19 protein-coding genes and 1 other RNA gene are annotated in these 26,990 nt (G+C 33.3%); 15 read left to right on the plus strand and 5 right to left on the minus strand.

What is annotated here, in order from left to right; all coding sequences use genetic code 11:
- The first annotated feature begins 9 nt into the window (after positions 1–9).
- On the plus strand, positions 10–837 hold the full coding sequence (locus tag FUA22_RS16780; RefSeq protein WP_147769744.1) for an SDR family NAD(P)-dependent oxidoreductase: 828 nt from the start codon (positions 10–12) through the stop codon (positions 835–837).
- A 3-nt stretch (positions 838–840) separates the two neighbouring features.
- Here FUA22_RS16780 and FUA22_RS16785 read toward each other — a convergent pair whose 3' ends face one another.
- Positions 841–3,204 (minus strand): glycoside hydrolase family 3 N-terminal domain-containing protein, encoded by a 2,364-nt coding sequence (locus tag FUA22_RS16785; protein ID WP_147769745.1) that lies wholly within the window; start codon positions 3,202–3,204, stop codon positions 841–843.
- A 128-nt stretch (positions 3,205–3,332) separates the two neighbouring features.
- The gene (locus FUA22_RS16790) at positions 3,333–4,355 is read right to left on the minus strand and encodes a LacI family DNA-binding transcriptional regulator (RefSeq protein WP_147769746.1); all 1,023 of its coding nucleotides are present in this window, start codon (positions 4,353–4,355) and stop codon (positions 3,333–3,335) included.
- 178 nt (positions 4,356–4,533) lie between these two features.
- On the opposite strand from FUA22_RS16790, the gene FUA22_RS16795 reads away from it, so the two are divergent.
- Genes FUA22_RS16795 through FUA22_RS18550 form a run of 6 tightly spaced genes read left to right on the plus strand, consistent with a single transcriptional unit; the run spans position 4,534 to position 12,795 of the window.
- Positions 4,534–5,583, plus strand: coding sequence for a tartrate dehydrogenase (locus tag FUA22_RS16795; RefSeq protein ID WP_147769747.1), 1,050 nt, complete (start codon positions 4,534–4,536; stop codon positions 5,581–5,583).
- A 3-nt stretch (positions 5,584–5,586) separates the two neighbouring features.
- Positions 5,587–6,219, plus strand: a complete 633-nt coding sequence (locus tag FUA22_RS16800; protein WP_147769748.1) for a cyclase family protein — start codon at positions 5,587–5,589, stop codon at positions 6,217–6,219.
- Positions 6,219–7,619 carry a four-carbon acid sugar kinase family protein gene (locus tag FUA22_RS16805; RefSeq protein WP_147769749.1) on the plus strand — a complete coding sequence of 467 codons (1,401 nt, stop codon included), beginning with the start codon at positions 6,219–6,221 and terminating at the stop codon, positions 7,617–7,619. The genes FUA22_RS16800 and FUA22_RS16805 overlap by 1 nt, the downstream gene beginning before the upstream one ends.
- 4 nt (positions 7,620–7,623) lie before the next feature.
- Positions 7,624–8,889 carry an MFS transporter gene (locus FUA22_RS16810; protein WP_147769750.1) on the plus strand — a complete coding sequence of 422 codons (1,266 nt, stop codon included), beginning with the start codon at positions 7,624–7,626 and terminating at the stop codon, positions 8,887–8,889.
- Positions 8,876–9,904, plus strand: coding sequence for a Gfo/Idh/MocA family protein (locus FUA22_RS16815; RefSeq protein ID WP_241664844.1), 1,029 nt, complete (start codon positions 8,876–8,878; stop codon positions 9,902–9,904). Before FUA22_RS16810 ends, FUA22_RS16815 begins: the two co-directional genes overlap by 14 nt.
- A 38-nt stretch (positions 9,905–9,942) precedes the next feature.
- Positions 9,943–12,795: a DUF5060 domain-containing protein gene (locus tag FUA22_RS18550; RefSeq protein WP_206667120.1), complete on the plus strand. Its 2,853-nt coding sequence runs from the start codon at positions 9,943–9,945 to the stop codon at positions 12,793–12,795.
- Between the two features lie 53 nt (positions 12,796–12,848).
- Here FUA22_RS18550 and FUA22_RS16830 read toward each other — a convergent pair whose 3' ends face one another.
- Positions 12,849–15,254, minus strand: coding sequence for an outer membrane beta-barrel family protein (locus FUA22_RS16830; protein ID WP_147769751.1), 2,406 nt, complete (start codon positions 15,252–15,254; stop codon positions 12,849–12,851).
- A gap of 268 nt (positions 15,255–15,522) precedes the next feature.
- On the opposite strand from FUA22_RS16830, the gene FUA22_RS16835 reads away from it, so the two are divergent.
- From FUA22_RS16835 to FUA22_RS16850, 4 genes are all read left to right on the plus strand, one after another.
- Positions 15,523–18,318 carry a M16 family metallopeptidase gene (locus FUA22_RS16835; RefSeq protein WP_147769752.1) on the plus strand — a complete coding sequence of 932 codons (2,796 nt, stop codon included), beginning with the start codon at positions 15,523–15,525 and terminating at the stop codon, positions 18,316–18,318.
- Between the two features lie 148 nt (positions 18,319–18,466).
- A complete protein-coding gene (locus FUA22_RS16840) occupies positions 18,467–18,913 on the plus strand; it encodes a protein-disulfide reductase DsbD domain-containing protein (protein WP_147769753.1) in 447 nt (148 codons plus the stop codon).
- A 26-nt stretch (positions 18,914–18,939) separates the two neighbouring features.
- Positions 18,940–20,925 carry a protein-disulfide reductase DsbD family protein gene (locus tag FUA22_RS16845; protein ID WP_147769754.1) on the plus strand — a complete coding sequence of 662 codons (1,986 nt, stop codon included), beginning with the start codon at positions 18,940–18,942 and terminating at the stop codon, positions 20,923–20,925.
- A gap of 88 nt (positions 20,926–21,013) precedes the next feature.
- Positions 21,014–22,537 (plus strand): aminotransferase class V-fold PLP-dependent enzyme, encoded by a 1,524-nt coding sequence (locus tag FUA22_RS16850; RefSeq protein WP_147769755.1) that lies wholly within the window; start codon positions 21,014–21,016, stop codon positions 22,535–22,537.
- A 10-nt stretch (positions 22,538–22,547) separates the two neighbouring features.
- On the opposite strand, the gene FUA22_RS16855 is transcribed toward FUA22_RS16850, so the two are convergent.
- On the minus strand, positions 22,548–23,579 hold the full coding sequence (locus FUA22_RS16855) for a glutaminyl-peptide cyclotransferase (RefSeq protein WP_147769756.1): 1,032 nt from the start codon (positions 23,577–23,579) through the stop codon (positions 22,548–22,550).
- An 89-nt stretch (positions 23,580–23,668) separates the two neighbouring features.
- Here FUA22_RS16855 and ffs point away from each other — a divergent pair.
- The 4 genes from ffs (at position 23,669) to FUA22_RS16875 (ending at position 25,560) form a co-directional block, all read left to right on the plus strand.
- Positions 23,669–23,767, plus strand: an RNA gene (gene ffs, locus FUA22_RS16860) — signal recognition particle sRNA small type.
- A gap of 126 nt (positions 23,768–23,893) precedes the next feature.
- On the plus strand, positions 23,894–24,697 hold the full coding sequence (locus FUA22_RS16865) for an SDR family oxidoreductase (RefSeq protein ID WP_147769757.1): 804 nt from the start codon (positions 23,894–23,896) through the stop codon (positions 24,695–24,697).
- The gene (locus FUA22_RS16870; RefSeq protein WP_206667121.1) at positions 24,694–25,062 is read left to right on the plus strand and encodes a hypothetical protein; all 369 of its coding nucleotides are present in this window, start codon (positions 24,694–24,696) and stop codon (positions 25,060–25,062) included. Before FUA22_RS16865 ends, FUA22_RS16870 begins: the two co-directional genes overlap by 4 nt.
- A 72-nt stretch (positions 25,063–25,134) precedes the next feature.
- A complete protein-coding gene (locus FUA22_RS16875; protein WP_147769759.1) occupies positions 25,135–25,560 on the plus strand; it encodes a hypothetical protein in 426 nt (141 codons plus the stop codon).
- Here FUA22_RS16875 and FUA22_RS16880 read toward each other — a convergent pair whose 3' ends face one another.
- Entirely contained in the window at positions 25,561–26,982 is a 1,422-nt protein-coding gene (locus FUA22_RS16880; RefSeq protein WP_147769760.1) for a TlpA family protein disulfide reductase, read from the minus strand.
- Between the last annotated feature and the right edge of the window lie 8 nt (positions 26,983–26,990).

Below are 26,990 nucleotides of genomic sequence, written 5' to 3' on the forward strand. Positions count from 1 at the left end.
GTCGCATGTATGAATAAAAAAAACATTGTGATAACGGGTGCCAGTGGAGGTGTTGGAAGCTTGTTGTCTAAAGGGCTAGCAAAGAACGGTCATCATATAATTTGTTTAGGAAGAAGAGAAAAAGCTTTAAAAGAATTGGTAGAAGATATTCAATCTGAAGGAGGGAGCGCATCGTTTGGAATTGTTGACATGATGAATGATGTACAGCTAGTTGCTGTTGTTGAAAGTATCATTAAGGAGTCTGATAGGATAGACGTTTGGATAAACAATGTTGGCGTTAATAACCACAATGCCATTGGTCCAACATGGGAGTTAGAACCAAAAAATTGGTGGAAAGAAGTGTCTCTAAACCTATACACGGCTTTTGTGGGAACACGAACGGCAATTAATGTAATGAAAGAAGGAAATTCAGGTTACATTATCAATCTTGGTGGTGGAGGTGTTCAGAAACCCAAACCATATGGTTCTTCTTATGGAGCCGCTAAAACGGCTGTTGTTAAATTTTCTGAAACGGTTAATTTGGAGTTAGAAGAGGAAAACTTAAATATTAAAGTATTTGCTTTTAATCCCGGATTTATAAGAAATGATAGAACAGAGGAATTGGTAGAATCAAATGTTGCAAGAAAATATATGCCGGAGTTAGAGCAGATCCTCAAATATGGTGAGATGTCCGATATCCAAGACTCTATTGACTTAATAGAAACCATAATTAGTGGAAAAGCTGATATGTTAGCTGGAAAGTACTTTTTTTCAGACGATAAAAATATTCAGGAAGCCATTGATAACGCTGAAACTTTTATTAAAGAAACCCGAAATTTGTTAAGGGTGAAGGTGTAGTTTCTACTTGTTAAGAGAAAAGAAAACCTGCCTTCCGTCTTCAAGTATTTTGTTTTCGCCAATTATTTCAACAGGAGCACTTAAACGAATATCTGTTGAAGAAGCACCAATTTTAAATTCAAAATTTCCAGGTTCAAGAATCCATTGGTTATTTTTAAACTGAACAAGTTGCTCAGGAGATACTTCAAAAGTAATAGATTTTTGTTCCTTAGATTTTAAAGAAACTCTTTGAAACCCTTTTAACTGAATAGGTTTCATGGTTGAATTAGTATCCTTTGGAGAAACATAAAGTTGAACAATTTCATCGCCATCCATTTCTCCAGTATTTTTTACTTGTAATGAAAGTGTGAAACTGTCATCGTTCAGGTTTACTTCTGGAGGTCCTTCTAAACTTGTATACTCATAATTTGTATAGGAAAGACCATAACCAAACGGATATTGTATGTCAACATTATCATATCCGTTTTTGTAATTGGTTTCCATTTTACTTTCAGTAGCTGGATATGTAACACATAATTTACCAGAAGGGTTTGTATTGCCAACCAAAATATCAGCGATAGCATTTCCGCCTTCTTCACCCGGAAACCAAGCTTGTACTATGGCAGCACATTTATCTTTAAATTTACTAACAATTTGCTGTCTTCCACCAAAAAGTACTAAAACCACAGGTTTACCAGTGTCAATGAGTTTTTGAACAAAAGCTTCTTGTTCACCAGGTAGCTTTATGCCTTTGCGTTGGCGTCCTTCACCACATAAGTATAGGTTTTCGCCAACAGCTGCAATAATAACATCACTCTTTTCTGCAAAGGCAACGGCTTTCTCTAAATCGGGTTGAGGCAATCCTTTAATGGTCATCATTTTAAGTTTACTTAATCTATCATCACCTAATCCATTGTTATCAATTATCGATTCTAGTGGGGCGCTCCAGTCACAACCTCGTTCCTGCATTATTTCTATATGCTCCCCTAAACGACTTTTTAATCCTTCATGTAATGTATACAGCTTTGGGTTTTCTGGATCAAACTCTTTACTATGCCAAAATGATATCATGGATTGATACGTGTAATCACCTAGCATGCAATAATATGTTGAGCTATTTGGCCCAAGTAGGGCCACTTTTTTAATATCTTTTTTTAGTGGAAGAATACCGTCATTTTTCAATAATACAATAGATTGAGTGGCGGCTCGGTATGCCAAATCCCGATAAGCTGGAGGGTCAAAATTAAGGTTTCCGTCTATACCTATTTGAGGTTTTGAATCCAATAATCCCAATTTAGTTTTCATTATTAATGAACGTTTTACGGCAGTATTAATAACATCTATAGAAATTAATCCCTCTTCAAGGGCCTCAGGTAAAAAAGGAAATGCAACAGGTGCTGAAACTTCAATATCAATACCAGCAGTTAAAGCCTTAATGGCAGCGTCTTTTAAAGAATTAGCTTGTTTATGACCTTTATGAATAAGGCTAACCGCACCGTAATCACTAATTACAACACCGTCAAATTTTAGATGTGTTCGCAGAATATCGGTTAACATTTCAGAGCTTGCAGCAACAGCTACTCCTTTGTATTTCCCATAGGAAGGCATGACGCTTTTAGAACCTGCTAATTTCATTACCGCTTCATGAGGCATGATATAATCTTCATAAAGTTCCTTCGGATTGTCATTTTGTGTGCCATAACCTGCAAAATGTTTTGTTGTTGCAGCAACGCCTGTTTTAAAATTATTTCCTTGTAAACCTTTTACAAAGGAAACTCCTAAACAAGAGGTTAAATAAGGGTCTTCACCATAACTTTCTTCCAAACGGCTCCAATGGGCGGTGCGACTCATATCTAACATAGGAGATAAAGCATAAGTTGCTCCTGCAGCACGCATATTTAATCGGGTTGTGTTTGAACATTCTTGAATTAATTCAGGATTCCAGGTGCAGCCCATGCCAATTTGTTGCGGATAGGTAGTAGCCCCCTGTGTAGCAAATCCTGTTATAGCTTCTTCGTGGAAAATAGCAGGTATTTTGGTTTCGGTTTTCGTCATTAACCAATGCTGTACTTCTCTAACAAAATCTCGTAATTCGTTGGGACTCAAAGTTAAACCTGATGAGAATTGACAAAAATGACCAATACCATGTGGCATAACCTCTTTGGCTAATTCTGGTGAAAATTTGTCGTCAACCATAATATCTCTAGGACGTATACCTTCAATTTGAACTAGTTTCTCATCAAGTGTCATTTTACTCATAATGGAATCAACCTTAGCATCAATTTCACTATTTGAAAAAGCTTGGGTATTTATTGTGTTTCTTTCTGTTTTGTCCGTATTGCAGGCAGTAATAATTAGCAGACATATAATGGAAAGAGTTCTCTTCATGGTATTCATATTATCTTATTAGATAGTGTAGTATTTAATGTAAAAATACCAAGGAATAATCACTTAAAATGGAACAAATGGTTTAATGAAGAAGACAAACGTTTAAAGTTGATCTAAACTGTATAGTTTTACTTCAACTTATTCTTATTAGTAGAATTTCTAATAATTAATTCAGACTTTAAAACCTTTTGGGTATGTGGCTTTGACTGGTTTTTGATTCTTTCAAAAATTAATTGAGCCGATTCATAGCCCATTGCATAGGCTGGCTGGTCAATGCTTGTTAAAGAGGGCTCCAAAAGCTCATTAACGGGTTCATTATTAAAGCCTATTATAGCAAGGTCCTCAGGAATATTTAATCCGCGTTCCTTGGCTGCTAACATTGCTGCAATAGCCACTTGATCACTAAAGGCTATAATGCCTTCTGGTGGATTTGGAGAGTACAAAAGTTTTCTGGCGGCACTTAAATTACTTTCTCGGGTGAAATTACAATATTCAATTTGCTTTTCATCTACTTTAATATTAGCATCAATTAGAGCTTGTTTGTAACCCTGTAAACGGGTATTACTTATCTGAAGTATTTTTGGACCTCCAATATAAGCTATACGCTTACATCCTATAGAAGCAAGGTGTTCAGTTGCATCATAAGATGCTTTAAAATTATCAATAACTACTTTATCTGTTTCGACTTCATCGCATTGTCTATTAAAAAAGACTAATGGAATGTTTTTCTCTTTCAATTCAAGAAAATGATCAAATTGTTTGGTTTCACCCGCTAGCGAAACAATTAATCCGGAAACCCCTATATCAAGAAGTTCTTTGGTTAAACTTTTCTCTCTCTGATAAGATTCGTCAGATTGACAGATAATAATGTGCATACCATTTTCCTCAGCTACTTTCTCAATACCACTAATAGCCATAGCATATAAATGATAACTTATTTTAGGAACAATTACACCTATGGCGTTTAGTTTTTTAGGTGCTATTGCATCGGGAAATTTGTTGCTGAAGTAATCTAATTCATTAGCAAGGTCTAACACCTTTTCCCGAACAGATTTACTTATTCTAGGATTATTCTGTAAGGCTCTAGAAACGGTAGAAGTTGAAATACCTAAGGCATTTGCCAAATCTAGCAAGGTTGTTTTCTTTTTCATTAAAGCTAATTAATTCCGCTCAAAACTAAGGCATTAGGTTGTTTTATGCAATAAATTGCGCAAAAAAATCATCAAAACAGGCCATTTTCTAATGATTTTACATGATATTATTCTATATTTGCATTGAAAATTTAATAAAACAAGAATTAGTGCAATAAATTGCGCAAAAATTTATCAAATGAGTAAAAATTATAACATTGCAGTTGTACCAGGTGATGGCATTGGAAATGAAATTGTACCTGAAGGATTAAGAGTAATAAAAGCTGTTGCTGAAAAACATGGCTTTACAATTGACACGGAGTCGTTTGATTGGGGGGCAGGATATTACCTTAAAAATGAAGAATTTATGCCAAAAAATGGGTTAGAGGTTCTTAAAAATTTTGATGCAGTATATTTTGGTTCTGTTGGATTACCTGCGGTAGATGATACACTTCCTGCGAAAGATTACACTTTTAAAGTTCGTACAGGATTTAATCAATATGTGAATTACAGACCAGTAAGAACATATCCAGGGGTTACACGTCCCTTACGTTCAGAAAAGCACATCGATTTTGTAATTGTTAGAGAAAACACCGAAGGAGAGTTTGTACAAATGGGAGGGCAGTACTTACCAGATGAAGCAAACGGAATGGGTACAGACACCAGTGTTTTTACAAGAAAGGGTATAGAAAGAGTAGCTCATTATGCCTTTAAGTTAGCTAGAACTAGAAGAAATAAAGTAACACACATTACAAAGTCTAATACCTTGATTCATAGCTTGTCTTATTGGGATAGAGTAATTAAAGAAGTGGCTCAAGAATACCCAGATGTAGAACATGAGCAAATGTATATTGATAATTCTACAGCTATGTTTGTATTAAAACCTGAGATTTTTGATGTAGTTTTAACTACCAATCTTTTCGGTGATATTTTAAGTGATTTGGGAGGTGCTGTTATGGGAAGTTTAGGTTTAGGAGGAAGTGGAAACATTAATCCTGAAAAAGAGTTTCCATCAATGTTTGAACCTATTCATGGTTCGGCTCCGGATATAGCGGGACAGAATATTGCAAATCCTTACGGACAAATATGGTCTGCGGCTATCATGTTAGAGCATTTAGGTGAAGTGGAGGCTGCTAATAATATTATGGAAGCAATTGATAAATCTACTTCTGAAGGTGTTTTAACTGTTGATTTAGGAGGAAGCGCAAAAACTTCTGATGTTGCAGATGCAGTGATTAAAAATCTTTAATAAATGAATATTGTAGATCTTACATTAACATATACCAATAGTTTTACTGGTTTCTCTAAAGAAACTAGTAGAACTATTGAAAAAGATGGATGGAATGCGAGTACTTTAACTTTTTATTCGCATTGTGGTACGCATATGGATGCACCTATTCATTTTAATGTAAGTAAGCAAACTATTGATGAAATTCCAGTTTCAGATTTTGTTGGAAAAGCTTGGGTTATAGATGTTCGTCATATAGGTTCTAAAGGCATTCTTAAGGTTGCACATTTACCAGATGAAATCATTCAGCAATTCACTGCTGGCGATAGTTTGATTTTTTGGACAGATTGGTCACAGTATGCCAATACTCCAAAATATAGAGATGAATTACCCAGAATAAGTGAGGCCTTGGCAAATTGGTGTGTTGAGCAAAGGGTAAAGATGATTGGTGTAGAACCGCCATCGGTTGCTGATGTTAACAATATTGAAGAGGTTACAAAAATCCATCAAATATTATTAAAGGGCGTAGTGATTATTGAAGGATTAACCAATCTTGAAAAACTACAATCTAACTGTGTTGAATTAATTGCATTGCCTTTAAAAATAGGTGAAGGTGATGGTTCTCCAGCAAGAGTTATAGCTATAGAAAAGTATTAATGAATGTTTCATTATTAGACATATTAAATAAATTACCAGAGGAAGATAAAACCGACTTTAGGTCTTTGAATAAGTCTTTATTTAAAGCGAATAATAAGGTTTGTATTGTTGTTGATGATGACCCAACAGGAAATCAAACAGTTTATGATATTCCGCTTCTAACTAATTGGGATGTTAAGACTTTAATTTCTGAATTCAATCAATCGTCTACCTTCTTTCTGTTAACTAATTCTAGAAGTTTAAGTGCTGTTGAGACCTCTGGTATTTATAATGAAATAGCACAAAACATCTATCAAGCTTCTAAAATAACAGGAAAAAACTACAGTATTATAAGCAGAAGTGACTCCACTCTGCGTGGACATTTCCCTTTAGAACCAAAGACGCTTAAAGAAACACTGGGTTTAGATGAGGCTATTACTGTTTTTATTCCAGTTATGTTTGAAGGTAAGCGTGTTACCGTTAATGATACGCATTATATACAAGATGAAGATGATCTAATTCCTGTAAATGAAACACCATTTGCTCAAGATCATTCTTTTAAATATTCCAAGGCTAATCTAAAAGAGTATATTGAAGAAAAGTCAGGAGGAGTAATAAAATCAACAGAGGTTTTTTCAATTTCATTAGACACAATTAGACAGAGTAATACCGATGTGCTTTCTGAAAATATTTTAAAGATACCTGCAGGGAGTTATTGCATTTTCAATAGTGTTAACTATTCGGATTTGGATAAGGTAACCAATGCTTTATTAGGTGCTGAAAAATTGGGAAAACAAATTGTATACAGAACATCTAGCTCATTCGTACCATCATATATAGGTTTGAAACCTAAAGGGCTATTAAATCAAGATGACTTATTAAAAGAATCAAATTCTCATGGCGGTTTAACAATTGTTGGATCTTATATAAAAAAATCTTCGGAACAACTTCAGGAAGCTTTAAAACTATTTGATGCTACCACCACACTTGAAGTTAATGTTGAACAAGTTTTAAGCAGTAATTCTAAGACGTATTTAACTACAGTTATCAATCAAATAGATGCTAACCTAAAAATAGGTAAAAACACTATTGTATTTACTAGTAGAAAATTGGTTACGGGAGCAGATACTTCATCAACCATTAACATTGCATCAACTATATCAAAGGCATTGGTAGGTATCGTAAATGGTTTATCTGTAAGGCCTAAATACCTAATAGCTAAAGGTGGTATTACATCACATGACCTTGCAATTAAAGGATTAGAAATGAGGCGTTCTAAAGTAATTGGCCAAATTCAACCCGGTATCCCAGTATGGAAAATGGGTAGTGAAACAAAATTCCCTACATTACCATATATAGTATTTCCCGGTAATGTGGGGACAACAAAAACATTAAAAGAAGTTATAACTAAACTAAGCTAAAAATATGAGTTCACATGTTCCAACTAAAAGATATTGGTTCTTTGCAGGATCCTTTTTAATAACACTTTTATTATATATTGATAGGGTCTGTATATCTTCAGCAAAAGATTCTATTGCATCCGATTTGTCCTTATCTGATATTGAAATGGGATGGGTGTTGAGTGCTTTTGCCTTGGGTTATGCATTATTCCAAGTTCCAGGTGGTTCATTAGGTGATAAATATGGTGTGCGAAAAGTAATGACTTCAATCATGGTATTATGGTCGATATTTACTGCTTTAACTGGAGCAGCATGGAATTATATATCTATGCTCTTTTTTAGATTTACTTTTGGAGCTGGTGAAGCAGGAGCTTTCCCTAATATTTCTAGAGCAGCGTTTTCTTGGGTACCAACTAAAGAAAGAGGTGTTTTTCAAGGCATTAATTTTTCAGGATCTAGATTGGGAGCTGCATTTGCACTACCATTAGTGGCGTATTTAATTGATTCATGGGGATGGCGTGCTATTTTTTACTTTTTTGGCGCCGTTGGTATTATTTGTTCCATAGTTTTTTATTTCCTTTTCAGAAATAAACCTGAAGAACATTCTGGCTTATCAGAAGTTGAAAAAGAATTCATAGTTAAAAACAGGCAGCAAGAGGTAGAAAAAGAAGGCGGAAATTTACCTCTAAAGACAATTCTAACTTCAAAAAATGTTATACTAGCTATGATTCAGTATATAGGGAGTAATTTTATTTTCTTTTTTATGCTTACTTGGTTATTCCCTTACATAAAAGCAAAATATGAACTTAGTTTAGTTGCTACAGGGTTTTATGCTATGTTACCATTGCTAGCTGGTGCTGTGGGAAATTGGGTGTCTGGGTTTATGGTAGACAGCATTTACAGAAAAGGGCAGTGGAAACGTTCAAGACAATTACCTGCAACCATAGGTTTTGTATTGGTTGTAGTAGGTATTTTATCTAGTTTATATATGGACAGTGCCTTAGGAGCTGTATTATGTTTATCTGTCGCTATTTTTGGGGCTGATATGACATTGAGTCCATCTTGGTCATTCTGTATGGATATTGGTGAAGAGAATTCTGGTAAAGTATCAGGAATGATGAATATGGCAGGAAATTTAGGTGCTTTCACAACGGCCTTGGCATTTCCTTATTTACAAGAATGGACAGGTTCTAATGAGCCATTCTTTTATGTAGCTGCTGCTTTAGGGGTGGTGGCTATCTTTTGTTGGTCTTTCATGAATCCGAATAAAAAATTAAATGATGCAAACTAAATTAAAAGGCGTAGCCATAGGTGCAGGATATTTTAGCAGGTTTCAGTACGAAGCTTGGAAACGTATTCCTGAAGTTGAAATAACAGCCTTATGCAATTCTAATTTAGAAAGAGCAAAAGGCATTATGAAGCCTTACGGTGTCAAGAATCATTACACAGATTATAAGGAAATGATTCTTACCGAGAAACCAGATTTTGTTGATATTATCACTCCACCAGAATCACATTTTGAAATGTGTAAGTTTGCTGCAGATAATGGGGTTCATATTATTTGTCAGAAGCCTTTGGCACCAACATACGAAGAGTCTAAAAAGATTGTTGATTATGTTTCAACTAAAAACGTACGTTTTGTAGTGCATGAAAACTTTAGGTTTCAACCATGGCATAGAGAAATAAAAAAGATTATAAATAACGACGATATAGGTGATTTATTCAGTCTTAATTTCAGATCCAGAATGGGTGATGGTTGGGGAGAAGATGCTTACTTAGGAAGACAGCCTTACTTTAGAGATTATAAAAAATTACTTATTTACGAAACCGGAGTTCACTTTATTGATACATTCCGTTATCATGCTGGTGAAGTTACCAGCGCTTACGCTATTTTAAAACGATTAAATCCTGTTATAAAAGGGGAGGACTCTGGATTGGTGGTTTTGAATTTCGAGAATAATTCACACGCCATTTGGGATGCAAATCGCTATAACGAAAACAACTTTAAAAAATCAAGATATACTTTCGGGGAATATTTAATTGATGGATCAAAAGGATCAATTCGATTGTATTCAGACGGGACTATAACGGTTCAAAACTTAGGAGAAAGTGAGAAAAAGCACAATTATGTGCATAAGGATGTAGGTTTTGCAGGTGATTGCTGTTATATATTCCAAAGGGACTTTATTGACAAACTAATTTCTGGTGAACGTTTTGAAACCAGTGGAGACAATTATCTTAAAACATTACAGGTGCAGGAAGCGGTTTATAAATCAGCCGAAATTAACGCTCCAGTAACTTTATAAATATTATCAACTAAACTAAATCTTAAATTATTATTAACATGCAAAAACTATCGTTTCTGTTAGGAATTCTGCTTCTCACTTGTAGTAGTGTGAATGCGCAAAAAATTGAAGGTGCATTAAAAAAATGGCACAAAATAACCCTAAGTTTTGAAGGTGATCAATTAAGTGAAAGTGATGAAAACAATCCGTTTTTAAACTATCGTTTAAATGTCATTTTTAAGAATAAAAATAAAACTATGATTGTTCCTGGTTTTTTCGCTGCCGATGGAAATGCAGGAGAGACTAGTGCAAAATCAGGAAATATCTGGAAAGTAAGGTTTATGCCAGATGAAGTAGGCGAGTGGTCTTATGAAGTTTCTTTTAGAAAAGGTGAGAATATAGCGGTTAATGATGATATTCATGCAGGTGAAGCAGTAGCTTTTGATGGAGCTAAAGGTAAATTTATAATAGGAGAATCTGATAACGATGGTTCTGCTTTCAGAACAAAAGGAAGATTAAAATATACGGGTGACCGATATTTAAGATATGCAGATTCAAAAGAAGCATTTTTAAAAGGAGGAGCTGATAGTCCTGAGAGTTTTTTAGGGTATTATGAGTTTGATCAAACCCCAGCTTCTCATAAATATGAAGCTCATGCAAGTGATTGGAAAGAAGGTAATCCAACATGGCAAAATGGTAAAGGTAAAAATATTATTGGAGCTTTAAATTATTTGGCTTCTGAAGGGATGAACTCTGTTTATTTCTTAACAATGAATGTTCAAGGAGATGGGAAAGATGTATGGCCTTGGACTAATAGACACGAGCGTTACCGATTTGACTGTAGTAAGTTAGATCAGTGGGAAGTTGTGTTTGATTATATGGATGATTTAGGGTTAATGCTCCATATAGTAACTCAAGAAACAGAGAACGAATTACTTTTAGATATTGGTGAAACAAAAACACAACGTAAACTGTATTACCGTGAATTAATTGCTCGTTTTTCACATCATTTAGCTATTACCTGGAATTTAGGTGAAGAGAATGGTCCGTTACATTGGACTCCTAAGGGACAAACAGATAAGGATAGAAAGGCCATGGCTAAATATATAAAAACCCATGACCCTTATCAGAATTTTGTGGTATTACATACTCATGCGTCAACACCTGCACAAGACTTGTTTTTAACGCCGCTTTTAGGTTATGAATATTTAGATGGTCCTTCAATGCAAACACACTATCCGGTGAATGTACACGATATAACTGTGAAATGGATAAATGAATCAGGTAAATTTGGTAAACAATGGGTAGTTTGTCAAGATGAGATTGGGCCTGCTAGTACAGGTGCTAAACCGGATGCCGATGATCCTGAACATAACGATATTAGAGCTGAAGTGCTTTGGGGTAATTTAATGGCAGGAGGCGCTGGCGTAGAATGGTATTTTGGATACAAATTTGCACATCATGATTTAACTTGTGAAGATTGGAGATCCCGCAATAATGTTTGGGATCAAACACGTTTTGCCTTGGAATTTTTTAATAATTATCTACCATTTGAAACAATGACTTCAAATGATGGACTTACTAAAAATGAACATGATTATGTATACGCTAAAAAAGGTTCAATTTACGCTGTTTATTTACCTAAAATAGAAGAAACTAAATTAGATTTATCCGGAATAAAAGCAAAGTTTTCCGTGAAATGGTATAATCCAAGAACAGGTGGTGCTCTTTTAACAGGAAGTACAAAAACTATAAAAGGTGGTGGCCTTGTTTCTATTGGAACACCTCCATCGGCGGAAGGAGATTGGGTAGCCTTGATTCAAAATAAGTCAAAAAAGAAAGTCGTTGCCACTCCAAATAACAGCATAACCATAAATGCTATTGGAGACTTCGAAATTGATAAAACTTCCGAAGCAATTTATTATAAAGAAGAAAAAAGAGGAACATTTGCTATTAACGCTGGTAACAAAAGTCAAAGAGATAAATTTGCGAGTGCCTCTTCCATTTTTAAAGGGGAAACAGGCTATTATTCTGGTGAGTTGAATACAATGGCCGAAAATGATGGGGAATCAACTTATTTTATTACTGTCAATAAACAAAAAATGAAATTTCTTAAAAATCCTCAAACTCCAGAATCATTTAAAAACACAAGTTTGGCGGTAGGTAAGTTATATTTGAAAAAGGGTGATACTATTAAAATAGCTTCAAAAGCTTTAACTAATGGTAAGATTCCAGAGGCTGATGAAACTGCTTGGTCTCGTGGTAGATGGAAATCTTTAAGATTGACACCCGTGATTTTCGATTTAAATGAAAAGTTAGAAGATGTAGAAGCTTTTGAAGAAAAAAATGGTTTGCTAGCAGTTGAAGGCGAAGCATTTCATTACAATTCAAATAATGGAAGTCCAAGAAAATTCTATGTACATGAAAAAGGAGGAAAGTTCCCTTTTACCAGTCATGACGACCACTTAAAGGGAGCTAGTGGTGATGCTTATATTGAAGCTATGCCTGATACAAGAAAAACACATGATGATAAGTTGATTGTGGGTGAAAACTTTTTTCCGGTTCCAGGAATCGGCGGTATGGTATCTTATAAAGTGAAAATCAACACTCCAGGAACTTATTATGTTTGGGTAAGAGCTTATTCTACTGGACCAGAAGATAATGGTTTACATGTTGGTGTAAATGGCGAATGGCCTGAAAGCGGACAAAGAATTCAACTTTGTAAAGGAAAGCATAATTGGACTTGGTCTTCAGCACAACGTGTTCCTGAAAACCATTGTGGATATGCACAAACAATTACATTAACATTTGATAAAGCCGATGAATACATTGTTTCTTTCTCTATGAGAGAAGATGGTTTTGAACTAGATAAGTGGATGTTAGTAAAAGATAAAAGCTACATTCCAGAATAATAGATAAGAATTATTTTTAATTAGTTAGAAAGAAGGTGTTAAGCTGAAATGGTTTAACGCCTTCTTCCGCCACCACTTTGTTTTCCTCCATACTCCATAGCCTCACCTTTTCCAAAACCGTAGCTAAATCCAAATATGATGAACCGACCTCTTTGATTTTGGTTAAATAAATAAAAGTCATCTTGAATTGTTTCAAATTCTTCTATTCGAGAGGCGAAAACATCTCGAACACTAATGCTAATAGTGCCTTTATCTTTTAGAACTTTTTTTCTTAATCCTAAATCAGCAAAAAGAATTTCAGCAGTTTTACCCTGCACTGTTTTGGTACCTGAGCGGTAATTTCCTGTAATTTCAAAATCAATATCTCCCGGAAAACCAATTTTACTAGTCAATTTTCCAGACCATTGGTCAGCATTAAAATCTATAGAAGTACCTTCAAACTCACCTTTACGCTTAAAGTAATTATAGTTAAAATCTCCATTAAATACTAGCCATTTCGCAACGGGATACTTACCATTAACTTCAATACCTAAAGCATCATTAGTACCAATATTATACGGCTTATATGTGTTCACATTATCTTCGAAAGTTGAAATTCTTCTTTCTATAGCATCGGTAGTATACCTGTAATATACTCCAAAGTTTAAGGATGCTTTACCTAAATTGTAAATATTGGTTAATTCATAAGAATCTGTGAATTCTGGTTGTAAATCAGGGTTCCCGGTTCTAATATTAAAGTTGTTTCTAATATTAAAAAATGGATTTAAATCACGCCAATTTGGTCTTGATATACGCCTTGAATAGCCTATTTGTAATGAATAACTGTCACTAAGTTTATAGGAAGAATGAAAACTCGGAAATAGGTTTAAATAGTTTTGATCATTATTTTCATTGGTATCAGCAAGCAAAGTTTCAATGTCTGTATTTTCTATACGCAATCCCAACTTAATACCCCATTTTTCTCCTTCATAAGCTGCGGTTCCGTAAACACCCAATACGTTTTGATCAAATTCAAAAATATTGGTTTGATTGGGATCTGTTTCATAAACATTTCCAACTAAATCTTGAACTTCATAATCATTAGTAGTATTATCTAACACATATTGACCACCGGTTTCAATGGTGAATTTTTCGTTGTAAGGTTTTGTATAGTCTAATTTAAAGGTGTAGTTAGCATTTTTGTAGTCGGTGCGGGTTTTTTGATCTGCATCTCTGTCAGGACCAGCAAGGGTTACATCATTAAAATCAGAAGATTGGTCTTTTCCAAAAAACCGGCCTAAGGCACTAAATAGGAGCATGTGATCCTCGTGGTCATCAAAATCTTTTTTGTATTGTAGCTCATATTGATACCTCGGATTTGTAGCTTCTGTTTCTTCAGTCCTCTTCCAGATAGACCGTTCCGTGCCATCAAACAAATCAAAATCAAAACTTGAGGGTTGTTCTTCAATTTCGTATGCAAAACTACCTGAAAGCGTTAATATATTGTTCTCGTTAATATGATAATCTGTCCCTAAGATGATATTATAATAAGTCTCATTTCTATATTCAGTCCCATTAGATTTTAAAGTTGTATTCTCAATTAAATCTCTGTTGATACTTTTTCTATGATTTGGCAATTCTTGGTAACCAATACCTATTTGACTAAAAAGATTAAATTTCTCTGTACGTCTATTTAAACTCATACCGAAACTGTAATTTGAAGGGTCTCCAATATTAACACTTGCAGATCCGTTCAAACCTTTACGCTCTTCCTTCTTCAGAATGATATTTATGATTCCCGAAGTTCCTTCTGCATCATATTTAGCAGATGGATTGGTAATTACCTCTACACGTTCCATCATATCTGCTGTAATAGTTCCCAGTGTATTTCCACTGTCACTGGCAATTATTGATGGTTTACCATTAATAAGTATTTGTACTCCCTGACTACCACGAAGACTAATAGCGCCTTCTATATTTACATTTACAGACGGCACGTTGTTTAAAACCTCTAACGCACTGGCTCCGGTAGAACTTAAATCTTTGCCAATGTTAAAAATACGTTTATCTAACTTAAATTCGGTTTTAGATATTTCTGCTTCAACAACCACTTCGTTAAGTTGTTCTAAATCTTCTTCAATTGTTATATTACCTAGTTGAATTTTTCCTTTTGCTATTTTAAAATCTTTAATAGATTTCGTTTTAAATCCAATAAAACTAACTTCTATATAAAAGTTTGAAGCTTCAGTTTCTAGCTTAAAAGTACCATCATCCTGGGTGGTTGTACCGGTTAAATTATTTTTAGTTTCATGCTCAACCAAAATTACAGTCGCGAATGCTACTGGTTGATTGGTTGAAGATTCTAAAACTTTTCCTGTAATACTGATATTTTTACTTTGGCCAAAAAGAGTAAAAAGAGAAAGTAGAAAAAAAATAATAGTTAAGCCAATTGACTTACTATTTTTAAAAACTAAAAGCATATATTAATTAAATTGAAAAACAAATATAAGTAGTGGGGTTTATTTAACTACACATTATAACAAATCATTAAGAAAATAAGTTTAGAATAATTTAGAAATAAAAATCAAAATAGTAGGATCATTTTCAAATCCTTCACGTATTTTCTGAAAGGCAATACGCATTTGAGGTTCTACTTTTTATAATTATAACAAATTTTAACATTTCATTAATAAGGGGTTTTGATTTATAATACGTCTTTTATATAAACATAAAAACCTGAAATACAAAATGAGAAAATTATCAGCTATAATATGCTTATTTTTTAGTTTAAGTATAATAGCGCAAGATTTAAGCGCACCAATCCCGGTAGACCAAAGCATAAAAAAAGGAGTTTTACCAAATGGTCTTACCTATTATATAAAGAGTACAGATGTAGTAAAAGATGCTGCTAGTTATTATATAATTCAAAATGTAGGTTCTGTCTTAGAAAACGATGACCAACAAGGATTAGCTCACTTTTTAGAGCATATGGCATTTAATGGAACCGAGAATTTTAAAGGAAAAGGAATCTTAAACACGTTTCAGGAAAAAGGCTTAGTTTTTGGTAGGGATATAAACGCCTACACCGGTTTTGATGAAACTGTTTACAATATAGACAATGTACCTACAGAGCCAGAACTTATAGACAAAGGATTACTGGTATTACATGATTGGTGTAATTATTTATTGTTGACCGATGATGAAATAGATGCTGAAAGAGGAGTAATAAAGGAGGAGTGGAGAACACGCCAAAATGGACAAATGAGATTATATCAAACCTCACTTCCAATAACATTTAATCATTCAGTATATTCGGATAGATTGCCAATAGGTTTGATGAGAATTGTAGAGAATTTTGAATATAAAGCTTTACGTGATTTTTATCATGATTGGTACCGTACAGACTTACAGGCTATTGCTATTGTTGGAGATATTAATGTTAACGAAATTGAAAGCAAAATAAAAAATCTATTCTCTATAATTCCAGCTATAGAAAACCCCAGGGAGCGTTTTATTGTTGAAGTTCCTGAAAATAGCGAGATGCTTTATAGCTTAGGAATGGATAAAGAAATTTCTACATCTATGTTAGATTTTGGGATTCGTCATAAAAAATCATTAAAAGATCAAACGGTAGAAGATTTAAAAGCATCGCTTTTAGAATCTATGGCTACTCAAATGCTGTCTGCAAGAATTAATGAAGAAGCTCAAAAACCAGATGCATCGTTTTTGGGAGCTAGAGCAGGTTACAGATCTATGGCAAGAGCTAATAATGCTTTTGGAATAAGAATTGCCCCTAAACCAGGGCAACAACAGCAAGCTTTTGCAGCTGTATTAACTGAAGTGGTAAGAGCTGTTAAGTTTGGCTATACATCATCAGAAATTAATAGAACTATTAAGGAGTTTTCAAATTATTATGAAACTCAAATAGCTAAGAAAGATGATAAAAGACATGGTTCAATAATTAATCTTATTAAAGATGATTATCTAAACAATAAGACTATTGCAGATATTGCAAAGGAATATGAAATTACTAAACAATTATTTGAGTCATTCACTCCAGAAGCTTTACATAATACCATTAAAAGATTGTATTCTAAAAATAACCGATACCTTAATGTAACTGGTGTTGAAGGTAAAAACAACTTAACCGAAGCCCAGGCTAAGGAAATTATTCAATTGGTTGAAAATGATCCAAAAATCACGGCTTATACAGAAGCTTTTGATGGTAAAACATTAATTTCTGGCTTAACCATTAACGAAGGAAGTATTGTTAAAACTGAAAACAATGCTGACTTGGGCTCAACAACTTATACCCTAAGTAATGGCATTAAAGTACATTACAAATTTGTTGATAAGCAGAAAAATACGGTAGCTTTTAATGCAATTAGTTATGGAGGAAATTCGTTAATAAGTGATGAAGATTTGCCTTCAGCTAATTTGTTGGGAAACATAATTCAAATGTCTGGATTAGGAGATTACTCAGCAACAGAATTACCTAAAGTTTTAGCGGGTAAAACGGCTACTATGTCTCCAAGTTTAGGAGAAACTACAGAAAACTTAAAAGGGTCTTCTACAACTAAAGATGTAGAAACCATGTTACAATTGGTTCACTTATACTTTGAAAAACCTCGTTTTGATGAACAAGCATTTCAGGTATTACAAGGAGGGATTAATAATTATTTAATAAGAAGAAACAAAGACATTGGTGAGCAAATGAAGGATGGTATCACTACTACCTTATATGGTAACGACAACCCAAGAAAGCGTGTTTTTAACCAAGATTTTGTGAATGATGTTACTTTTGATAAAATGAAATCTGTGTATTTAAGCAGATTCGATAATCCAGCTGATTTCGAATATTTCATAGTAGGTGATGTTAAAGCAGAACAGTTAGAACCGTTATTATCAATGTATATTGCTAGTTTACCAACAACTACTGGTACTGAAACCTATAAAGATGTAACCCAATCTTGGGCTAGTGATAAGGTAGATGAAGACGTTTTCCTTAAAATGGAAGATCCTAAAACTAATGTGAATATATCTTTCAAAATAGCTAATGATTATACTGTAAAAAATAGGTTTGTTACTCAAGCTTTAGGCGCTATTATGCAATTAAGATTACAGGAAACACTCCGTGAAGAAGAAGGTGGTGTGTATAGTCCAAGAGCCCAAGCTTTTTTAACAAAAGAACCTAAAGCCTTATCATATATGTCAATTAGTTTTGATTGTAACCCTGATTTGGCTGAAAAACTTATTGCTATTGTTCATAATGAATTAACTAAAATGTCTAATGGAGAAATAAAGCAAGATGATTTAGATAAAACACTTACTAGCTATAAGAAATCTAGAGAACAATCTAAGAGCAATAATAGTTATGATATGGCCTTGTTAACCACTTTTTATAGGGATGGTTACAATATGAATGATGCTAATAATTTTGAAGATGTTGTAAACAATATTATTATAAAAGACATTCAAGCTTTAGCAAAAAAGTTACAGGTAAAAGGAAAATCGTTTGAAATAGTATTTAAACCAGCAAAATAAAATTTAAAATGAAACAAAATCATCTTTCTTCTTACATTTGTTTTAGTGTAATTTTTTGAGTTAGTCAGTCAATAAGTTTATAAGAAAGATGATAAAAAGGGCTATTGCTCAATAGCCCTTTTTTAAATAGAAATATCAATAAATAATTATGAAAAAGTTATTAGTAATATTAGTTTTAACCATTAACACAAATGGTTTTGCTCAAATATTAGATCCGGTAAAATGGTCAACTAGTGTGAATAAAATTTCAGACACTGAATATGAATTGGTGGCAACTGCTACAATTGAAGACAAGTGGCATTTATATTCACAAACTGTACCTGAAGGTGGTCCTATAGCAACTAGTTTTACTTTTGAAGGAAACGGTAATTATCTTAAAAAAGGCAATACTAAAGAGGAAGCAGGACATACCGTAGATGATCCCATCTTTGGAATGAAAATAAAGTTTTTCGAAAATAAAGCTTCTTTTAAACAAAGAATCAAATTAAGAGGTAAGTCACCGTTTGATATATCTGGCGCTGTAGAGTTCATGGTATGTGATGATACACGTTGTTTACCACCAACCGAAAAAGAACTAACTTTTAGCATTAAATAAATTGAGATTCAATTAAACTAACCATTATGAAAAAAATCATTTTTTTAATAACGTTATTCTGTATTACCATTGGTAACTCTCAGATATATGATCCAATTAAATGGGCAACTTCTGTAGAAAAAGTATCAGATACAGAGTATAAATTAATCACTAAAGCAGCCATAGAACCTGGGTGGCATTTGTATTCTCAGAATGTTCCAGATGGAGGTCCAATTGCGACAACATTTACTTATGATGATGCTAATGGAGCGTTTAAATTAAAAGGAAATACCACTGAAGAAGAAGGACATACTGAGTATACTGAGCTTTTTGGTGATGGAATGGATATTAAGTCTTTCGATATTAGTGCCAAATTTGAACAGTTGATTGAAGTTGTTGGTGATGAAAATACGCTTACAGCTTTTGTTGAATTTCAAACTTGTGATGATGTAAAGTGTTTAATGCCAAAAGAGGTTGAATTGACATTCAATTTAGGAGGTAAAGATCAAAAAACTAGTGATGCTGTTGCTGCAACAACGGCATCTGATTCTAATGATGATTCAGGGAATTCAGGATCTGCTCCAGGAAAATCAAAAAGAGGACTGTTTGCTTTGTTTTTTATCGCATTTTTATCGGGGTTTGCAGCATTATTAACACCATGTGTATTTCCCATGATACCTTTAACTGTTAGCTTCTTTACTAAACAAAGTCAGAATAAAGCACAAGGTATAAGAAATGCTATTTTTTATGGAGTTTCTATTGTTGTTATATACGTTCTATTAGGTGTTGCTGTATCTGCCATTTTTGGACCAGCGGCAATGAATGCTCTTGCGTCAAATGTTTGGTTCAACTTAATTTTCTTCTTGATTTTAATCATTTTCGCAGTATCATTCTTAGGTGCTTTTGAAATAACGTTACCACAATCTTGGGCAAATAAAGTAGATGCTCAATCAAACAGAAGTGGTTTAGTAGGTATATTTTTTATGGCTTTAGCATTAGCCATTGTATCATTCTCATGTACTGGCCCTATTGTGGGAACCATTTTAGTTGAAGCTGCCTCTGGTGGTGATAAAGTTGGACCCATTATTGGTATGTTAGGTTTTTCATTAGCAATTGCATTACCATTTGGTTTATTTGCAGCATTCCCAGGATGGATGAACTCTCTACCAAAATCTGGAGGATGGTTAAACACGGTAAAAGTTGTTTTAGGTTTCTTAGAATTGGCATTAGCGTTTAAATTCTTATCTACGGCAGACCTTGTACTTCAATTGCATATTTTTGAAAGAGAGATTTTCTTAGCAATCTGGATTGCAGTTTTTGGGGCTTTGGCATTTTATTTATTCGGAAAAATTCAATTGCCACATGACTCACCGTTAACTCATATTTCTGTTGGAAGATTAAGTTTAGGGCTCTTAGTTTTAGCTTTTACCATTTATTTGATTCCTGGGCTTTGGGGAGCACCACTAAAACTAATTAGTGGTTTCCCGCCACCATTAAATTATAGCGAATCTCCACATGGGGTTGGATATACTAAATTAGGGTCTGGAGGAGTATCAGCTCATGAAGGATTGCCTGAAGATGCGCATTATGGTGTTCATGATATTGTTATGTTCCATGACTATGAGAAAGGGTTGGCGTATGCTAAAAAAGTAGGTAAGCCTGCTCTTTTAGACTTTACAGGGTGGTCTTGTGTGAATTGTAGAAAAATGGAAGAATATGTTTGGTCAGCTCCAAAAGTTCTAGAATTACTTAAAAAGGAGTATGTAATGATTTCTCTTTATGTAGATGAGAAGCGTAAGCCTTATGAAAGTGAACAAGGAATATCAGAGTATTTATATCCAGGAAAACCATTTAAAAAGATAGGAGATAAATGGGCAGAATTACAAATTATGCGCTACAAATCTAATGCCCAACCACTTTACGTACTAATGGATCATAACGAAGAAAATTTGCTGGATCCTGTTGCTTATACACCAGATGTTGATGAGTATTATACTTGGTTAAAAGGAGGTGTTTCAAAATTTAAAAAATAGTTTTTTAAATAAAAGGTTTTTGTTTTAGTGTAAAGAATCACCTTGGTTAGATATTTTACCAAGGTGATTGTTTCTTAAAAGTTATATTATGAATACATTTTCTCAAAGTATAAAGAAAGTATTTGGTTCTAAACCTCAAAGTAATTCAAACCTAGAGGAATATTTCAGTGCTTTCAGAGAAAACACGGTTGGTGTAGATGAATATTTCAATTCTCCTTACGGTAGAAAAAAAGTAATTTATGCCGATTGGACAGCTAGTGGAAGACTTTACCTCCCTATTGAGGAAAAGATTTTAAATGAGATGGGGCCTTATGTAGCCAATACACATACTGAAACATCAACAACAGGTGCCGTCATGACATTGGCTTATCACGAGGCTAGAAATATTATTAAAAAGCACGTAAATGCATCCAAAGACGATGTACTTATTACAGTTGGTACAGGAATGACAGGTGCCATAAATAAGTTTCAACGTATTCTAGGTATTAAACTTAACGAAAACTTAAAGGATAACACAGAGGTTCCAGAAGAAAAAAGACCCATTATCTTTGTGTCTCATATGGAGCATCATTCTAACCAAACGTCTTGGTTAGAAACCATTGCCAGAGTAGAAGTTATCCCTTCAAATGATAAAGGTTTACCGTGTTCTGAAAATTTAAAAAAGTTAATAGAAAAGCATAAAGATTGCCCTATTAAAATTGCAGCAATAACAGGATGTTCTAATGTAACAGGTATTAGAACAAATTACAGCGAAGTGGCAAGTATTATGCACCAAAATAACGGATTGTGTTTTGTTGATTTTGCATGTTCTGCACCATACGTTGACATTAATATGCATCCAGCAAATGAATACGAGTATTTAGATGCCGTCACTTTTTCTCCTCATAAATTTTTAGGAGGACCAGGATCATCAGGAGTATTAATTTTCAATAAAAAGCTTTATAAAAATTTAGTGCCTGATAACCCAGGTGGAGGAACAGTTAGTTATACCAATCCTTGGGGAGATCATGATTATATTGATGATATTGAAACTAGAGAAGATGGAGGGACTCCAGGGTTTTTACAAGCCATTAAAATAGCGCTTTCCATTCAGTTGAAAGAAAAAATGGGAGTTCAAAATATTTTGGATAGAGAACATGAGTTAAATGAGGTTATATTTAAAAAGCTCTCTAAAATTGATAACCTACAAATACTTGCTCCAAAACATATGGATAGGTTGGGAGTATTTTCGTTTTATATTGATGATGCTCATTATAATTTGGTGGTTAAATTATTAAATGATCGATTTGGAGTTCAAACTAGAGGTGGTTGTTCATGTGCTGGTACTTATGGGCATTATCTGTTAAATGTTGATGAGCCCACTTCAAAAGCCATAGAAAAGGAGATTTTAGATGGTTGTTTAATTGAAAGACCAGGGTGGATTCGTATGTCCATTCATCCAACCATGACTAATGATGAAATTAATTTTATTTGCGATTCTATTAAAGAAGTAGCTGAAAACTTCAAAGAATGGGGTGAAGATTATGAATATAACTCATTAAAGAATGAGTTTGTTCATAAAGGGAACCAAATTATAGAAAAGGAAATTACTAAGAATTGGTTTAATCTTTAGAGCATATTTATTATTCTACAATCTCAATTTCGAATACTTTATCCCAACGTTTTCCAGTAACAAAAACGGTTTTGGTTTCTGGATTGTAGGCTATACCATTTAAAACATCAAGTTTTTCGTGCTGAGTAACCAAGTCTTTTAATGGTGTAAAGTCAACTACTCCAATTACACCACCATTTTGCGGGTTAATTATAGCTACACCATTTTTTTGATACCGGTTAGCATATATCTTGCCATCAATCCATTCCATTTCATTAATCTGCGATATTTTACCTTTATTAGTACATACTTGAATATAACTTTCTTCAACCAAAGTTTCTGGATTTAGGAGCCATATCTTTTCAGAACCATCGCTTTTATAAATGACATTATCATGATTACATAAGCCCCAACCTTCTTTACTATTGCCATACTTAAAACTGCTTGTTTTTTCAAGAGTTTCAACATCATAAACAAAACCTATTCCTTCTTTCCATGTTAGTTGAAACACCTTATTGTTTAAAATGGTTAGTCCTTCACCAAAATACTCATCTGCCAGTTTAATATTCTTTAAAACTTCACCAGTTTTATAATTTATCTTTCTAAGCTTAGATTCTTTGTATTGTCCTGTACTTTCATATAAATAGCCATTATGAAATTCAATACCTTGAGTATAGGAAGTAATATCATGAGGATACTCGTTAATGATTTTATAAGAAAAGATTTTAGGTGCAATACTATTAAGAATAGTAACTGCAGAGGTTATAGTTTCTACTTCATTATCAAAATATACTTTGGCCTCAATAGTTTGTTTCCCTAGCTTAAAACTATTTAAGGCAGTGTTCTCCTTAATTCTGTTATTGTTTAATGTGTATGCTACAGAGTCTATAGTATGGTTCTTTTTGTTGATTAAAGAGAGTTTTAAAGTATTATTATTACTTATATTTCCTTTTTCAGCATTTGTTTGAAGGATAAAATCATTTTTTTTCTTCCCGGAATTGGACCCGCAAGAAATTATAAAACCACTTAAAAATATGATTAAGAGATACTTGAATGTAGGCATGGTATTTTTTTAATTTAAAGCAAGATATTTATTTAAAATCAGTTTAGAAAATCATTGTGAAAATTTTAAAAGGGTTGTATCTTTGCAGCCGGCAAGTCCTACACAACCAGCTCCTGTTGAATCCTCCAGGGCGGGAACGCAGCAAAGGTAAATGGTCGTAGCGGTGTGATGTAGGTAGCTTGCCTTTTTTTGTACAAAAAACTTAAATCTTGAAAGCGTTGGCGAATCAAGATTTTTTTGTTTATTGTATTCTTGTGAGAATGTTATTCTCATTATTAAAATTGTATTTTTGATTAATTATTTTTCTTCAGTTTATGTCTAAAGTTGTTTTAATTACTGGTGGATCTTCAGGAATTGGTAAATCTATAGGTGAATTTCTTTTTGATAGAGGTTTTGTGGTTTATGGCACTAGTAGAAATCCTGATAATTATAAAGAGAGTAAGTTTCCCATATTAGCATTAGATTTAAAGGAGAATAACACAATTGTTGAATCTGTTCAAACAATAATTAAAAAAGAGGGGAGAATAGATGTTCTAATCAATAATGCAGGGGCAGGTATTACTGGTCCAATTGAGGAAATACCAGAGACAGAATTAAAGAACAACTTTGATACCAATTTTTTTGGCCCCATAAATGTTATTAAAACGGTATTGCCTCAAATGCGTCAACAAAATGATGGTTTAATAATAAACGTAACCTCTATTGCAGGTTATATGGGTTTACCTTATAGAGGTGTTTATAGTGCCAGTAAAGGAGCTTTAGAATTAATTACGGAGGCTTTTAGAATGGAACTTAAAGACTTTAATATAAAGATGACAAATGTGGCTCCTGGAGATTTTGCTACAAATATTGCTGCAGGAAGATATCACGCTCCATTATTAGAAGATTCTCCTTATAAAAGACCATACGGGAATACTTTAGATTTGATGAATGCACATGTAGATTCTGGTAGCGACCCTAATTTAATGGCTAAGGAAGTTTTTAAAATAATTAACACTAACAACCCGAAAGTTCATTACAAAGTAGGGGAGTTTATGCAAAAATTTTCAATTGTTTTAAAACGAATCTTACCTGATAAAGTTTATGAAAAACTTTTGATGAACCACTACAAATTGTGAGGTGTTTAGTCATTTTAATATTATTGTTATGTACATCATGTTTCTTTTGGCCTTTACCAGCTCCTCATGGACATAGTTATGTTGCAATAGATGGTAGTGAAAGGTGTGTTGGAGTTTTCTGTACACCACATAACAAAACTTTTATTTTAGAAACTAAAGCAGGATATGATTTTCAAATGTGTTCTAAAGTTATGATTAATGATACCTGCGGAATAATGGAATATAAGGAGTTCTTTGAGACAATGGCTTACCAAAAACATGTGAGAATTAATGATAACAGGTTCCATAAATTACTAGAAACAGATACTTTGGCAATAACTAATAATCTCACTGGCGAAAAAATATATTATATCTCAGCAGATTAACAAAATACAGCTTGATAAACACCAATTATTTTGGTATGTTATTTGATGTTATTGTTTTAAAATTCATCAATCATGAAACAATATATATCAATTCTTCTTCTTATTGCCATGTTTTCTTTTACTGCATGTGAAGATATTTTAGAGTGTATTATTAACGTTCGTCCGGAGTTACAAAATAGAGATTTAGAAGTAGGTTATGTTAATCAATATTATTTTGATTCTATTTTAGCAGAGATAAAAAATGAACCATTTGATGATGGCTATGATTATTATTTTAATGTTTCAGGACATATACCAAAAGGTCTTGAAGTTTATTATGAATACAGAGAAGTTATTTTTGAAGGTGTTCCCCAGGAATCAGGAAGGTTTACTATAAGAGTTTCCTTAGATGTTGATGCTATAAATGAATACTACTATGATGAATATGGTAACGAACGTTATCATGACCCATTGTGCACAGATAATACCTCTAAAGTGTACACTTTGGTAGTTAGATGACTATCTGTTTATTAACCCCAAAAGTTGCTCTTCAAAATTAACAGAGAACATATTAGAATTGGCATTTACTATCTTTTTGTTTTGGTCAATAATTATAGTTTTGGTCATAGGATAAATTGCCAATAAACGTTTTGATTCTTTAGGGTTTTTAAACAAATACTCATCATTACAGTTAAATCTACAACTCTTTAGTGATAGTTTTGTTTTTTCTACACCCATATCGTCAATGTTTATAGTAACAAACTTTATTTCTGGGTATTTTTCTTTTAACTCTTTTAATTTATGATGACTATCTTTAAAATGATCATATAAAGTGCTAGACCAAAATGAAATTACTGTAGGGCTGTTTATTATAGAATTAAGTTCGTACTCCTCATTATTATAATCTACAACCTGTAAACTTGGAAGCTTTGTTCCTTCTCCTAGTTCCTTCAAAGAATTAACATAACCTGAGATAAGTGCTTTATCTTTTTCATTAGAAGTTTTCTCTAAATAAGAATTTAGAATTATAGTGTTACTCTCAGAGTTATTACTTAGAGAAATATATTTTATAGTAAAATGATGTAATAGCTCATCTTTTATAGTAGAATTAGTAACTAAGCTATCAATAAGATGTAATCTATCTAAGTTATAACAAAGCATGTTCCTATGAAAAGCTTTACTCTTGGCATGATCATAATGTGTCTCAAGAGATAAATTGCTGAAATTTCGTCTTAAAAAATTATAGTAATTAGGGTAGTCCTTTAAAAAGTTGTCATTGTAATCAATGTCCTTTCTATAATCATAAAACCCCACAGGCAGCGATTTTAATATGGCTCCTTTGTTTTTTCCATAATGAGCAAATGGATAGACTTCTTTACTAGAGTAGTAGCTATAGTCAATATTAGCCTTAGCTATTCTTTTAAATAATTCAGAAACCTCATACTTGTCTTCAAAATGTTCTAAGCTTTTTGTCTTTCTGTTTTTAATGGAATCTATATGTTTCTGGTACGCTTCAGGCTTTAATTGGCAAAGTTTAAGCACATAGGTTTCTTCCTTTTCATTTTCTAGAAATTCATTAATAAAATAGTTGTTCTTTTTAGAACCTTTACCTGTAAATACTAGAGATTCATCAAACTCTAAAGTGTTTAATCTGAATAAGATACTATCCTCTGGTTCAATTAAAACCATTTGGTATTCTCCGCCATGCCTAAAGGTATGAAGCCCTTTTTTTAGACTATCAACTTTAAAAATAAATCTATTTCTACCATCCAGTTTAATAGTGTCTAGGGCAGTAGTTCCTTTTTCAAGAATTACAAACTTAGAATTTGGATTTATAATTTCACCTCCTATATAAGCAAATTCAACCTTCGTCTTATTGCTGTTGTTATTACAGCTAAAAAACATAAGTGCTATTGCTATTAATGAAAGGTATAACTTCATAAATCCCT

It is taken from the genome of Seonamhaeicola maritimus (genome assembly GCF_008056315.1).
In the GTDB taxonomy this organism is placed as follows: Bacteria; Bacteroidota; Bacteroidia; order Flavobacteriales; family Flavobacteriaceae; genus Seonamhaeicola; species Seonamhaeicola maritimus.